We start from the raw sequence: 13,730 nt of genomic DNA, 5'->3' as shown, positions 1-13,730 counted from the left end.
GCTGACTTACATAGGAGGCCATTATGGCTACATTAGGAACTGAAAACCCAACCCTCGCTGATTTGGCGAAGGTTACCGATCCGGATGGCACTATTGCTGACGTGATCGAAATTCTAAACCAGACGAACGAAATTCTGGAAGACATGACTTGGTTAGAGGGCAACCTCACAACTGGTCACCGGAGTTCTATTCGTTCCGGACTACCCTCACCAACTTTCCGTAAGATGTACGGATTTGTACAGCCGACTAAATCTCGCGCGGTACAAATCACCGATAACTGCGGCATGATGGAAGACTATTCCCAGGTGGATAAAGCACTTGTGGACATGGCTGGAAATCCCGCTGCATTCCGCTTACAGGAAGACCGCCCTCATATCGAAGGCATGAACCAAACATTGGCAACTAAGATCTTTTACGGTGATGAATCTACATCTCCTGAAGAGTTCACTGGTTTGTCTCCGCGTTACAATAGTTTGTCTGCTGAGAACGGCGACAACATTATTTCTGGCGGCGGAAGCGGTTCAGACAATGCATCGATCTGGTTGATCTGTTGGTCACCAAATACGTGCCACGGCATTATTCCAAAAGGCTCCAAAGCTGGCGTCCAGCAACGCGACCTCGGTGAGGTTACCGTTCAGGACACTGAAGGCGGAACCACTGGCTTGATGCAGGGCTACCGTACTCACTATCGTTGGGACGTGGGCTTAACTGTTCGCGACTGGCGCTATGCTGTGCGTATTGCCAACATTGACCGTTCTGCCTTGCTAGTCACTGCTGCGACGGGCGCGGATCTGAACGACCTGATGCACCAGGCGGTCACAGAAATCCCGAATACGGCTGTTGGTCGTTGCGCTTGGTACATGGATAAATCAATCCTGTCCATGTTGCGTCGTCAAACGTCGAACGCGGTTTCTAATTCAACTTTGTCTATGGACATGGTTGGCGGCACAATGCAGACTTCATGGGGTGGATATCCTATCCGCCGTGTTGATGCTTTGCGCGGTAACGAAGCTACTGTATCTTAATCACACGATTAGGTAATAACCCCCGGCCTGGAGCCTAATAACCCCTCCAGGCCAACTTCTCCCGAAAGGAGATTTGCTATGATTATGGATAAACTAGGCGAATTTGCAGACGGCGGTGATATCTCCGCTGTTGCATCAACTGTGTTGTCTGACAACGTAATTGATATTGGCAACTCACGCGACATCGGCCAAGGTCAACCAATCTATTTGGTGATCCAGATTGATGTTGCTGTTAGCGGCTCATCTTCAACAATCAACTTCCGGCTTCGGTCAGATAGCACGGCAGCTATCCACGCCACCACCTCGACGGCACACATTGAGACTGGCGCTATCCCTGAAGCGACTTTGGTTGCTGGTTACACCACTGTGATTCCTTTGCCAATGGGCACTGCTTACGAGCAGTTCATCGGCGTTCAGGCTGTCATTGGTACGGCGACGACATCAGCGGGCACTTACTCTGCCTTCTTGACGCTTGACCCAACAGGTTGGATTGCAGCGGCTGACGCCACTAACTAAGACCTACCCGGGGAGGTGGATTAATCTGCCTCCCCACCCTTTAACTCTGAGGAGAGACACAAATGGCTATCAAGAAAAAAGCACCACCGAAAGAAGAAGCCGAGACCGGCGATATGATCACGGTTTTGTTCAAACAGAATTTTTACCCAGGTTACGGAACTGGCGTCGGCATGTATGAAAAAGGCGAGACTTACGAGATGCCTGCTGACACAGCAATCCCGTCTCGGGACATTGAAATACTTGTCGGGGAGTCATCATACTTAAAGGCTCGAGCTGCGATAAAGGCTGCACCCGAAAAGAAATAGAAAGGCTAAACCATGGCATCCGCCGTTCAGATTGCAAAATTAGCCCTCCAACATATCGGTGATCGATACGACATATCGGATCTGACCGAGGAGGGGACAGAAGCAGAGCAGATGAATCTTATCTTCGAGGATACTCGGGACGAGTTACTGCGACGGGTGCCATGGCGCTTTGCCAAAAAATACACCAGCCCTGCGACACTATCGGTAACGGTTCCAGGTGGGTGGACATTTGCCTACCAGTATCCAACTGACGCAGTCAAGGTGCGCGGCATCACCAACGTCCTTGGCGGGTTTGATGCTGAGGCTATCGACTTCGAGGTTGTCCTCCTATCGGATGACACGAAGGTCGTTTTAACTGATGAGTCAGATGCGGAGCTTTTCTACACATCCCGCGTTAGTGACACCACCAAGTTTGACCCAGAATTTACAATGGCATTTAGCTTCTTATTGGCCGCTAGATCTTGCATGTCCCTGACGGGAAGTGTGGAGATTACCAGCAAGCTTGATCAAGAAGTCCTGCGCGTGGTCAGCCATGCAGCGGAAACAGATAGTAGCGAGGGCCGGACACGGTCAGCCCCAGAGGCTTCATGGATTGATGCGAGGAATTAATGGTAAAAGTAATTCAACCCAGCTTGGCCGGTGGAGAAATATCTGAAGCTGTTGCGGCTCGGGTAGACATTTCCAAATACCAAACGTCTCTTGCCGCCTGCGAGAATATGTATGTGCAGACATCTGGCGGTGTGTCCAACCGGACAGGAACCGAATTTGTAGGCGAGGTGAAGAACAGCTCTTTATCCACCCGCATTATTCCCTTTGAATTTAACGTAGACCAGACATACATCCTCGAGATGGGGAACCTATACATCCGCGTCATTGCTGATGGCGGACTGGTTGTTGATAGCTCAGAGATCAAAACGATTAGTGGCGCGACGGCAGCCGATCCTGTTGTGGTCACGGCAACCAGCCATGGCAGAAGCAACGGAGAAGAGATATTTATATCTAGCGTTGTTGGCATGACAGAATTAAACGGGCGACAGTTTAAAGTGGCCAACGTGACTACCCATACGTTCGAGATCCAGGACATGGACAGCGTTGATGTCGATGGCACCGGATATACGACATACAGCTCGGCAGGGATTGCATCTCTGATCTTTGAGGTGGCGACGCCGTACCTGACCGCGGATCTGTTCGAGATCCAATATGTGCAGTCTGCTGACGTGATGACGTTGACCCATCCCAGCTATGAACCCCGCGAACTTATCCGGACGGCCAATGATGACTGGACACTAAGCGTAATTGTATTCCAGCCAGAGCAGGCATTCCCCACCTCCTTGACTGTCACGGCCAATACCACAGGTGCAGTTGTTGAGCAGTACGTTGTAACGGCGGTTTCACGTGAAACTGCGGAGGAAAGCTTACGTGCCACCGGTTCATCATTCACAATATCAGGTGCCACTGCGGCGAATCCTGTTGTAATCACAGCAACATCTCACGGCGTATCGTTGGGGGATGAGATCCATATCAGCGGTGTTGTTGGAATGACAGAGCTGAACGGTCAAAGGTTCAAGGCAGGGACTATTGGCACACACACCATCTCCTTGGAGGATACGACAGGAACGGACATAGATGGTTCTGGCTTCACGGCCTATTCATCTGCTGGCGACGTGTTCATTGCATACGACGAAATCACCAACGGCAACGCAACGCCTGACAACACAATAACCTGGGATGCGGTTACCGGGGCTGAGAGCTATAATATTTACAAAGCCGAGAACGGGTTGTTCGGGTTTATTGGCCGGACGGAGAAGGAAACTTTTACTGACAACAACATTGATCCGGACCTCTCTGATACGCCACCACAAACCCGCAACCCTTTCCTTGGCACCAACAACTTTCCAAGTACGGCAGGTTTCTTCGACCAGCGCAGGATTTTTGGCAACACCAACTCGAATACCCAGCGCAACTTTTTCACACAGACGGCCAACTTCTATAACATGGCAGTTTCCAGCCCGGCCAAAGATGACGACGCAATAACCGCGACCATTGCCGCTTTACGAATAAACGAGATCAAGCATTATATTCCGCTGATCGATCTGATCGTCCTGACATCAGGCGGTGAGTGGGTTATCAGTGGGGTTGACGACAAGATCACTCCTTCCGGTATCCAAGTAAAGCCACAGTCATATTACGGCGCGACATCCCTGAAGCCGATCGTTGCCGGTGACGTTGGCATCTTCATGCAGCCAGGTCAGACGGTGCGGGATCTAGGATACAAATTTGAGACTGACGCCTATAGCGGCAACGACATATCAATCCTTGCCCGGCACCTATTCGATTATAACACGGTTGTCGATTGGGGTTTCAGCCAGGCTCCGCTGTCTATCATTTGGAGTGTGCGAGACGACGGGATTCTTGTGGCGCTAACATATCTACGAGAGCAGGAGATCTACGGTTGGCACCGGCACACAACGCAGGGCGACTTTAAATCGACGGCGTCTGTGCGCGAGGGTGACGACGACATCACATACTTTGTTGTTGAGCGTAAGATTGGAACCCGCACGGTCAAATATATTGAACGTCTGAAGGAACGGACATTCGAGGATATCCAGGACGCACCATTTGTGGACGCGGGTGTATTCCATGATGTCCCGATCACCATCACCGGCTTTACGAATGCAAATCCAATTGTAGTGACGGCACCGTCTCATGGTTTGAACGACGGTGACATTGTGGACATCGACGGTCTGAGGGTTCTCGACACTACCGTGACGCAAGGGCATATTATCGATACCGATATAAACGGCACCGGGTACATGGTTGCCAACAAGACGACACACACATTCGAGCTTCAAAACAACGCAACGGACGTGGATGGCACAGCATTTGGTGTCTATCACTCCGGCGGCAAAGTTCGCCTGTCATCTGTGAGCGTTGGGTTCCTGTGGCACCTAGAAGGCGCGGAGGTTGTTTGCCTGGCCAATGGCTATGTGGTTCGAGGCCTGACGGTGGCAAACGGTCAAATCACACTTCCGGACACAGCCAGCCGGGTTCATGTCGGGTTTGGCTACACTGCTGAGATCGAGACACTGCGCTTGGATGCAGGGTCTGCGGCCGAAACCATCCAGGGCAAAGCTAAGAAAATCTCCAGATTGACCGTCCGAGTGGAAAGAACACTGGGGATGTGGATGGGAAGCAATCGAGACCGTATGCGAGAGGCGAAATTTGGCCTTCCTGCGCTGCTTGGGCAACCCCCGAGTATGTTGACAGGGGACAAGGACGTAACGCTCCCTCCTGAGTGGAATAAGGAAGGCAAGTATATTATTCAACAACGTGACCCACTGCCCATTACTGTGCTATCGTTGATCCCAGATGCAATAATTGGTGGAAACTAATGATTCGCTGCATAACCTTTGACGAAGCATACTCACACCCAGACTTTGCCGATCTTTTGGCAGGGTACGGTGATGAGTGCGCCATCAATGGTTTGCCAGCACCCGATTGTCAGCCAGAGCAGTATAAGGCGCTCGAGCTTACTGGGGCATTTCATGTGTTCGGTGCGTTTAGCGGTGACCGTATGATTGGCTTCCTCGGTCTGTTGATTTCAGTTATTCCTCACTATGGGGCAATGGTTGCGACAACTGAAAGTTTCTTTGTTGATCCTGATAAGCGGCAGTCTGGGGCTGGCATTAAACTGCTACGCATTGCTGAGGCTGTGGCGAAGGATCTCGGCGCTGTTGGTCTGCTGGTCAGTGCTCCGTTCGGCGGTAAGCTGGCTGATGTTATGGAGAAGGTCGGTTATACAGAAACGAACCGCGTATTCTTTAGGGGTTTGGCATGAACAACATAGTTCCATCAAGGGCACACATACCGGCTATGAGTGAAGCATCTATTGGCAACGTGCGTAAGTTTGAAGCTGAGATGTCTAAGCAGCCACAGTATGACCTTGAAATACTCCACACGATCCACGGCGGGGTTTACACTCGAACGATTATGATGCCGCCTGGCTGTATGCTGACTGGCGCTCTGATTAAGATTGCAACAACCCTTATCATAAGCGGGCATGTTACTGTATACACTGATGGTGAAGATATCGATTTTGTCGGGTACAATGTCGTTCCAGCGAGCGCAAACCGGAAACAGGCTATATACGCCCATGAGCATACTGATATGACAATGCTGTTCTCAACCAAGGCGACGACGGTTGGTGAAGCGCAAGAAGAATTTACGGATGAGGTGTATTTGCTGGTTTCCAGTAAGGACCATGTCGTGGTTACAGGAGAATAATAATGACTGGTGCAACAACAGCGACAGCGGTAGCCGGGGCAGGAATGTCTTGGGGTACAATCGCGTCTATTGGGTTTTCTGCATTAGGGGCTGTGTCGGGAGCAATGGGGGCACGTCAGCAAGCCCAGGCTGCACAACAGCAGGCTAATTTCCAGGCTTCAGTCCAGCGGAACAATGCAATCATTGCCCAACAGAATGCGGCGGATGTTCGTAACCGTGGAGAGGTTGAAGCGCAGGAGCATCGGGACAGGATCAGGCAGACCCGTGGTGCTGTCGTTGCTTCGCAGGCTGCCAATGGGTTCCTGGTCGATGACCCTGGTTCGTCAAATGTAGATTTGCTGGCAGATGTCATGGAAGCCGGTGAGCTGGACGTTTTGCGGATAGAAGAGAACACGGCTCGAGAAGAGCGCCGGGCGCTTATTCAAGGGCAGAACTTCACGGCTCAGGCTGGTCTATTTGATGCTCAGGCATCGGCTCAGAACCCAGGGCTTGCAGGGGCGACAACCCTTCTTTCAGGTGCGGCCAAAACCGCTAAGTTATTCGCATAAGGATTTAAGTTATGGCTCGAGTTCCAACACCAGTTACCCAAGGCGCTCAGAACATCGGAGCTGTTAAGCCGATTGCTGCTGATACGCCATTTCAGTCTTTCCAGACATCTGGTGATATGTTCGGAGCTGGCCTTGGCAAGTCTTTGTCATCTGCTGGGTCTGAGCTTATGGGCGCTGCCCAGGACATAAAAGCATTTTCAGATAAGCGCGCAGAAGATGCCTCGTTGATCAAAACGATGGAGCTAGAAGGCATGGTTCTGGAAAACGATGCAGAACAGCGCCGGATCTTTTCGCAGACAAATCTTGGTGGGGCAAAGGACGCGGCCAAAAATTACAAGAAACAGGTTGATGATTTTAACAATAAATTAGATACGAAAGACCTCACACCAACTGCGGCGGCACGATTTAAACTGTTCCGTCTGAAAAGTGGAACGACTGGATATAGCGCGGCGTTTAGGCATGAGTCTGAGCAGACTGAGCTTCAGATTGTTGGCTTGGCTAATGAGCGGACAAAGTCTTATTCTGAAGCTGCCCAGGGTCAGTACAACAACCCCCAGCTCGCCATTGATGCGACCAACGTGATACGATCGAGCGAGACGCTGGCCGGTCAGCGTCTGGGCCTAGAGAAAACTCAGATTGATGCCAATGTGCAGGACAAAGTCAGCGCCATGAACCTCGGGCGGATCAAGGCTGCGATAACAGACGACAATTCAGCTTTCGCTAAGAAAATATATGAAGAAGGCAAATTGAACAACTCAATCGATGGTGACGATTTGGAAGCTGCCCAGGGGATGCTCAAGACGGCGACAATGAAGGATGAATCACGCAAGAATGCTGAGGCTTACATCAGCGGTGCAGAAGGCGAGCAAGATGCCCTAGATAAAGCCAAAAAGATAAAAGACGCGGGTGTCTATGATGCTACGGTGGCCAGGATTAAAGACCACTATGCTACGGGAAGACGCATAGACAATGATGCTCGTGTAGCTAACAAACGAGAGGCGTGGAAGCTTGTCGCGGACGGCGGGTCGTTTGATGACCTGGGCCCTGACCAGAAAGCGTCTCTTGATGGTACAACGATCTCATCCATGAAGGCGTTTGAGGCGCGGCGGGCAAAAACCGGCGTGGGGTATGCCGCTATTTCAAAGCCATCCGTTATGGTCGAGCTGCATAACTTGTATCAGGCTGACAAGACGAAATTCACAGAAGAACAAATCATTAATAAGATTGGCGACCTGTCCGAAAGCGACTTCAAGTATTGGCTGAAATTGCAAAGCACTGTTGATAAGGCAGACGAGAAGAGCAAGGCGAAGGCCATCAGCTATACGATGAGCGATAAGTTGGCTAAAGAATACCTAAACGAAGCTCAGATCAAGTACGGGACATCGGCGAGTGAGGATGATGCCAAGAAATCGAACAAGGTTCTTTCTTTGGTTAGAGAGATGGTTGATGACGCATACACCAAAGGCGTTCCGATCACGAGAGCTGATATAGACAAAGGTTTGGCTAATATATTTTTAACTGGGGAGCTTTACACCAGAGGTGAGTTTTTTGATCCAGATGGTAAGGCTTTCGAGTTCAAGGGTGTGGAAACAAAAGGTGGGTTTGTCATCGTCGATGCCGGTGAACAAAAGCCTCGTATATCCAAAGCGTCTGGTGTGCCACAAACGGAACTGGATGGCATCTTCAAGGCTATCGACGCGAATGATAATCTGGATATGAACGTCCAGACCATCATGGATCTATACGCGAAGAAAAAGAAAAAAGGCTAATGATGGAAAATTTTGATTATAGCGCGGCTGGTGAAGAACTACTCAAAGAGCGTGAAGAAGAAAAGCGCATTGAGAAAGAGCCCAATGTTTTCGATTATTCAAAGGCAGCTAATGACCTGGTGGGTGAACGGCAGGACAGCGCGCTAAATCCATTGATCCGTCCGGCAGTTAAACAGCCTGTCGCTGCCGCTATCAAAACGAATGACCTGAGCAAGAAGACTGGTCTTCCGAAGATGGCTGTCCAGCAAGACCCTGTTGAAGCCGGGGCTATTGCGCGTGAAGGTGAAATCAAATCTGCACTGGTGGATGCTCCAGAGACAAAGAAGTTTTTGGCAAAAGATAACAATATCCAAGCTGCACACAATGACGTTGAGAATCTGTCTGAGATCGAGAAAGCATGGGATAAGGCATCCAAGTATATCGGTTCCGTCGCTGTTGATCTGGCATCTGGCGCTGTCGATGTTGCAAAGCAATCAGCAAACCAGCCAGAAGTGGCCGCGAGGGCATTTGGCGCTGGCATTGTACGTGATGTCATCGGCAAGGGGATAAGCGGTCTGAGCGATGCTAACCAGGCTGCCGCGAATATGATTATGGCACCTTTGAATGCGATGATAGGCAGGGAGTACGGGGATGCCTTGGGCCCAGAATTGCCTTGGTGGCTTTCCCCTGCTCAAAGCTTCGGTGGTGCCGTTGAGAAAATTGGCGAGGATATAGCGCCGAAAGAGAAAGGCCTTTTTGTCGATGTCATGGGCGGAGTTGGCCAGGCTTCGGCGCAAATCGCCATGGCAATATTGACCAGCGGAACATCATCTGTCCCGTCTCTTTTGTCGATGATCGGTCAAGGTTCAAGCATTGCATCAGATACTGCCGAGAGAGAGGGAAAAAAAGGAACTTTTGGGGGTGACGTTGCTACTCTGGCTGGCGGTTCCATTACCGCAGTTACTGAGAAATATGGATTGGATGCTTGGTTGACAGGAATCCCGGCCATCACCAAGAATAAGATTTTACAGGTTTTGGCTGGCGCAACATCTGAGGGCGCTCAGGAGATAACGGAACAAGTGTTGCAGAATTTGTCTGCGTTCTTTGCTTATGGGAAAGATGCTGAAAAAGGTATTATTGGGGCATCAGGAATAACTGACGCTGCGACAGCTTACGAAGGCGGGGTTGGCGCTATCGTTGGCGGTCTTGTCTCCAGCGCATTAGGCGGTGGCAGATACATCCAAGAACGAAAGCAGGCAAATAAGCGCACAGAAGCCATCAAAGATTTGAACAACAAACCATCTGAGCTGAGAGAATCCTCGACGGAGATGTACGCTGATGCTCAAGGTAGGTTCATGCGGAAGCAGGGTGTCGAGACTGTCGAGATCGATGCTGCTGGCGTTAAGGTATTGTTTCAGTCTGATGATCCGTTTGACCTGGTAGAAGATAGCGTCGCCCAGGAGGCAATCGCGACTGGTGGCAGTATTTCAATATCGCCTGAAGAATATTGGGCGTTGCCGAAAGAGACCATTGATAAAATTGCCACGAACACAAGTTTCGGTGACGGCCAGATGTCAGAGCAGGAATCTACCGAGGTTGATGACCTGGTGAAAGAGTTTGGCGGCACACTAACGGAAGAAGAAATTGCGGCCGAGCAGGCAGGCATTGATCCAGAGAACCAAATTTACACAGAGGTCTACAATCAATTGTTATCTGCTGGAGCCACGTCTGTTGATGCGGGCCCAAAGGCAGCGCAGATGGCGGCGGTATTTAATATCTTCGGACAACGCGCAGGCATAGACCCGTTGAAGGTTGCAGAACGGTTTCTGCCATCTATCCGCAAGCAATTACCAGAGTTTTACAAAACCACCCAGCCGGACGGACAGGACTATTTAATTGAGCGGGTAAAGCGGGCTGCCAGCCAGCCGACTGAGCAACAGGCCCTCGGGCAGACATTGCTTGAGTTTATAGCTCAACGTGGCGGCATCATCGACAAGGATGGTGAATTTGATGTTAATGACATGGCTACCTGGCAGAAGGCTAATCCGTTCATTGGAAAGCTGCTCCAGGACATGCCTGCCGATTTGGGCGCGGATATGCTTGGTGGCGGAGCTGCCCCCGATTTAAGCTTGATGCCTGATTATGTGCGAGAGGCTGCCGTCGAAGCTGGGTTCTTGGAAGAGGGCGCAGATATCAATGACCTCCTGATGGCCGTAGGAGAGGAATTGCAGGGTCGTCCCTCATATTCCATAGCCAATCAGGATGCGGACGCTTTGGCGACTGCACAGTCTATTGCTGACCTACTCGAGTTCATGGACCGGAACGACATTGACGTTGGGCTGGATAGCCAGGAGATCAAGAAGCAGATTGCGGCTGTTGATGCCGATATTAGCGGGAGGACGTTGGATCAGCCAGGTTCTCCGGCGTTTGATGCTTGGGCTGGCGATGGATACGAGACGGTTGAATCAGAAGAGATAAACTACACTGATTTCTCAGAAGACAAGCCTTATGTGTTAAAGGTTTTCCACGGGACTACGCACAATATTGATCTGTTCTTAGCATCTGTTCGGGGGAATAAAGAAGGCCAATTTGGAGCTGTGAATTATTTCACGTCAAGCGAAGGAGACGCCAACGAAAATTATGCAGGCCAAGGGCCAGACTTAACAGGGAGGATTGAAGGGCGGTCCGTGGAGATCGAGTCCGATAATCTTAGTGAACACTTCAATGGGACCGCCGAAGATTTGCTGTTGCTCGTTCCTGATATGGTAGATGTCGCCACAGCGCAGTCCATGATCGACAGTGACATAATGCCGGAGGCTTTGGCTGCAAGGATTGCTTACAAAGAGATGACAGGCGGGAAAGAACAAGTTCTTGAAATGTTCGTTCGGACAGAAAAGCCGTTTGTTGTCGGCGCGGATGTGTCCCCTTGGATTGAATTTGTTGATTTCGATGCGTTGGAATCCGAAGCTATTGAGCGCGTGGCTGAGGACAACGATGTTTCTGTCTTGGCGGTGAAAGAGGATAGAGAAAATTATGAAGAACAAATTGACGAAACGCGATGGGAAATTGAAGCAGACACACCAAACGCTCTAACGGAGGCCATTGAAGAAGTGGCGGCAGAAACGGGGATTGACGCTAAACAATTGCTTTTTGATCTGATGGATATTTCCGTTGAAGGTTTGTCGCAATCAAACCTCGAGAAAACCCTGCGCGATAGTGAGGCGTTGGCGTATGCCGAAGATCAAGACAGTGGGCGCATCATCGGAAGTCACGTTATTGGTCAGATTATTCAGAAACTTGGTTTTGACAGTATCATTTTAAAGAACGCTGAGGAACGGTTTACAAATATGAATATGGAGCCTGGTACGGCGCACGTTCATGTGTTTGACGAAAACAATAGAAACATAAAATCCGTAAACAACCGAGGCACATACGACCCGAATGATCCGCGGATTATGTATCAGCAAATAGAGAAGCTGGGCATTAACGAAGATGTCTCTACAGAAGGCACGGCGTATCAGCCAAAGAAAACTCGTAAGGCATACAAGTTGTTCGCAATACATCCAAATGACCCAGGGAAGCTGTTTCCCCTGTATGTCGGTGCGGATACGCCAATGGTCATGGGCGAGTGGATGGACGCTGCCATTGGCGACCCTGGCAAGACGACAAAAACAGGTAAGGCTAAAGTCAAATCTAAGATTGGGGATCTCGCGTTCCGCCCTGGCTGGCATGCGGGGACACTTCCATTTGCTCACCAGATCGGTGGGAAAGATGCAGACGGGAACCAAGCCATCCGAGAGCCGTTCCAGGTGTGGGCGGAGGTTGAAGTCGCTGACGATGTGGATTGGCAGACTGAGGCAAACAGTAGAGCATCTACCGTTAAGAGTGGTCCTAACAAGGGCAATCTCAACAAGAAAGAGGCACAGATAGACGACCAGATTCCTGTTGGCGGCAACTACGAATACAACACCAGCTCGAACGTAAAGGGGACATGGGTCATCTCCGGCAGCGTGAAGGTTAATAGGGTTCTATCTGATGCCGAGGTTGAGACTATCAATTCGGAAGCTGGCGTCCAAGATTATGGTCGAGTAGAACCACGAATGGATGAATCGCAGGCCATGACGTTCTTCCAAGATGGCTCCAATATGTTCGGCAACCCCTTGGATGTCACACCAACTGGTGGCGCTAAGGGCAAGACGATACTGATCGAAGACATCGGCCGAGCGTTTAATGAGAACCATCAGGATGTCCATGGCGAGCAATTCTTTCCTGAGACGGATGAAGCCCACCATGCTGAAGTGATGAAGATGGCGAAGGCCGAATTGGAAGCCCAGATGAAGCGGCCCAATTCTGGTGTTGGCTGGTATGAGCAGGATGTTGTGGATGCTTTGGTTGATACTGCGGCGTTGTTCCCCACACTACTTACTGACAAAAGTCATCGTGATCTGTATCTGATGTTTGCTGGTATTTTCTCCAATGGCATGAACCCAGCGCAAGCTTGGGAAGCATCCGCTATAGCGTTTGAACAATTCTTGGAATCTGGCGAGATCCCAACAAGCAGGAAGCCGCTGAAGGGCCAGCCTCAGATATGGGCGGAAGAGTTCTTTGACAAGAAGAAAAACAAGCTTATTCCACGGCGACACGCTGGCTACGGTGTTCGTGATCAAGGCAACCGTCAACAACTGTCTTTCCTGAAATATCTGGTTGAGAGCAAGGGCGGTGTTCAACAGGCAGTTGATTGGATGAAGGCGGTTCAGTCTCCGCTGGACATTAACAATGCCATGCGAGATAGCGGTGCATACAAAGGAAAATATCCACGTTTTACGAAGGCTGAAGAAAACAACGATGCCCATACATTTGGTGCGTTGGCGTTTGGTGATAAGCTGGGCCGATACACTATCGGTTTGCATGGTGTGGACATCGATGCTGGTGACACAACGGTTGATCTGTGGTACACTCGGACATTCAGACGTTGGACCGGTAGGTTGTTTGAGCCGCCCCTTGGGGATCAAGGCGTTGCTGCACAGCCGAAAGACGATGTCGAGCGCGATGCTATTTTTCGGGTTACTGAAGACTTAGTTAATGAGTACAAATTGAAGCCGGGGGATGTACAAGCCGTCCTTTGGTTTTTTGAAAAACGCCTTTGGCATGAACATGGAGCAGCATTAGATGAAGGAACCAACTCTAAGGGAGCGGCGAATCTCTTACGAAAAAGAGGCATTGAAGAATCCAATGACGGAGATGCAAGCAGCGGAAAGAATAAGAAAGCTGATCGCCAAGGAGGAAAGCTCCGCCAAGAGCGAA

At 50.4% G+C, this 13,730-nt stretch carries 10 protein-coding genes; all 10 read left to right on the top strand.

The window, feature by feature from the left end:
• Positions 1–23: 23 nt before the first annotated feature.
• Positions 24–1,025: a major capsid protein gene (locus AAC599_RS19225; RefSeq protein WP_340152017.1), complete on the top strand. Its 1,002-nt coding sequence runs from the start codon at positions 24–26 to the stop codon at positions 1,023–1,025.
• 78 nt (positions 1,026–1,103) lie between these two features.
• Entirely contained in the window at positions 1,104–1,541 is a 438-nt protein-coding gene (locus AAC599_RS19220; RefSeq protein WP_340152016.1) for a Bbp16 family capsid cement protein, read from the top strand.
• 62 nt (positions 1,542–1,603) lie between these two features.
• Positions 1,604–1,846, top strand: a complete 243-nt coding sequence (locus tag AAC599_RS19215; RefSeq protein ID WP_340152015.1) for a hypothetical protein — start codon at positions 1,604–1,606, stop codon at positions 1,844–1,846.
• Positions 1,847–1,858: 12 nt separating this feature from the next.
• On the top strand, positions 1,859–2,455 hold the full coding sequence (locus tag AAC599_RS19210; RefSeq protein ID WP_340152014.1) for a hypothetical protein: 597 nt from the start codon (positions 1,859–1,861) through the stop codon (positions 2,453–2,455).
• Positions 2,455–5,238, top strand: a complete 2,784-nt coding sequence (locus AAC599_RS19205) for a ubiquitin-activating E1 FCCH domain-containing protein (RefSeq protein ID WP_340152013.1) — start codon at positions 2,455–2,457, stop codon at positions 5,236–5,238. The genes AAC599_RS19210 and AAC599_RS19205 overlap by 1 nt, the downstream gene beginning before the upstream one ends.
• Positions 5,238–5,684, top strand: coding sequence for a GNAT family N-acetyltransferase (locus tag AAC599_RS19200; protein WP_340152012.1), 447 nt, complete (start codon positions 5,238–5,240; stop codon positions 5,682–5,684). Before AAC599_RS19205 ends, AAC599_RS19200 begins: the two co-directional genes overlap by 1 nt.
• Positions 5,681–6,130, top strand: a complete 450-nt coding sequence (locus AAC599_RS19195) for a hypothetical protein (RefSeq protein ID WP_340152011.1) — start codon at positions 5,681–5,683, stop codon at positions 6,128–6,130. Before AAC599_RS19200 ends, AAC599_RS19195 begins: the two co-directional genes overlap by 4 nt.
• A 2-nt stretch (positions 6,131–6,132) precedes the next feature.
• Positions 6,133–6,678, top strand: a complete 546-nt coding sequence (locus AAC599_RS19190; RefSeq protein WP_340152010.1) for a hypothetical protein — start codon at positions 6,133–6,135, stop codon at positions 6,676–6,678.
• Positions 6,679–6,689: 11 nt separating this feature from the next.
• Positions 6,690–8,447: a hypothetical protein gene (locus AAC599_RS19185; protein ID WP_340152009.1), complete on the top strand. Its 1,758-nt coding sequence runs from the start codon at positions 6,690–6,692 to the stop codon at positions 8,445–8,447.
• The coding region (locus AAC599_RS19180; protein WP_340152008.1) for a hypothetical protein at positions 8,447–13,730 on the top strand (5,284 nt) is incomplete at its 3' end. The genes AAC599_RS19185 and AAC599_RS19180, both read left to right, overlap by 1 nt.

Origin of the sequence: uncultured Sneathiella sp. (assembly GCF_963976355.1) — a bacterium.
GTDB lineage: Bacteria > Pseudomonadota > Alphaproteobacteria > Sneathiellales > Sneathiellaceae > Sneathiella.
The sequence above is the reverse complement of the archived record's forward strand: the minus strand, read 5'-3'. Positions and strand labels throughout refer to the sequence as shown.

What these genes read in the sequence shown, in the direction of transcription:
- AAC599_RS19210 (WP_340152014.1), top strand. Translation starts at nt 1,859, where the DNA reads ATGGCATCCGCCGTTCAGATTGCAAAATTAGCCCTCCAACATATCGGT.
- AAC599_RS19185 (WP_340152009.1), top strand. Translation starts at nt 6,690, where the DNA reads ATGGCTCGAGTTCCAACACCAGTTACCCAAGGCGCTCAGAACATCGGA.
- AAC599_RS19215 (WP_340152015.1), top strand. Translation starts at nt 1,604, where the DNA reads ATGGCTATCAAGAAAAAAGCACCACCGAAAGAAGAAGCCGAGACCGGC.
- AAC599_RS19225 (WP_340152017.1), top strand. Translation starts at nt 24, where the DNA reads ATGGCTACATTAGGAACTGAAAACCCAACCCTCGCTGATTTGGCGAAG.
- AAC599_RS19190 (WP_340152010.1), top strand. Translation starts at nt 6,133, where the DNA reads ATGACTGGTGCAACAACAGCGACAGCGGTAGCCGGGGCAGGAATGTCT.
- AAC599_RS19195 (WP_340152011.1), top strand. Translation starts at nt 5,681, where the DNA reads ATGAACAACATAGTTCCATCAAGGGCACACATACCGGCTATGAGTGAA.
- AAC599_RS19220 (WP_340152016.1), top strand. Translation starts at nt 1,104, where the DNA reads ATGATTATGGATAAACTAGGCGAATTTGCAGACGGCGGTGATATCTCC.
- AAC599_RS19205 (WP_340152013.1), top strand. Translation starts at nt 2,455, where the DNA reads ATGGTAAAAGTAATTCAACCCAGCTTGGCCGGTGGAGAAATATCTGAA.
- AAC599_RS19200 (WP_340152012.1), top strand. Translation starts at nt 5,238, where the DNA reads ATGATTCGCTGCATAACCTTTGACGAAGCATACTCACACCCAGACTTT.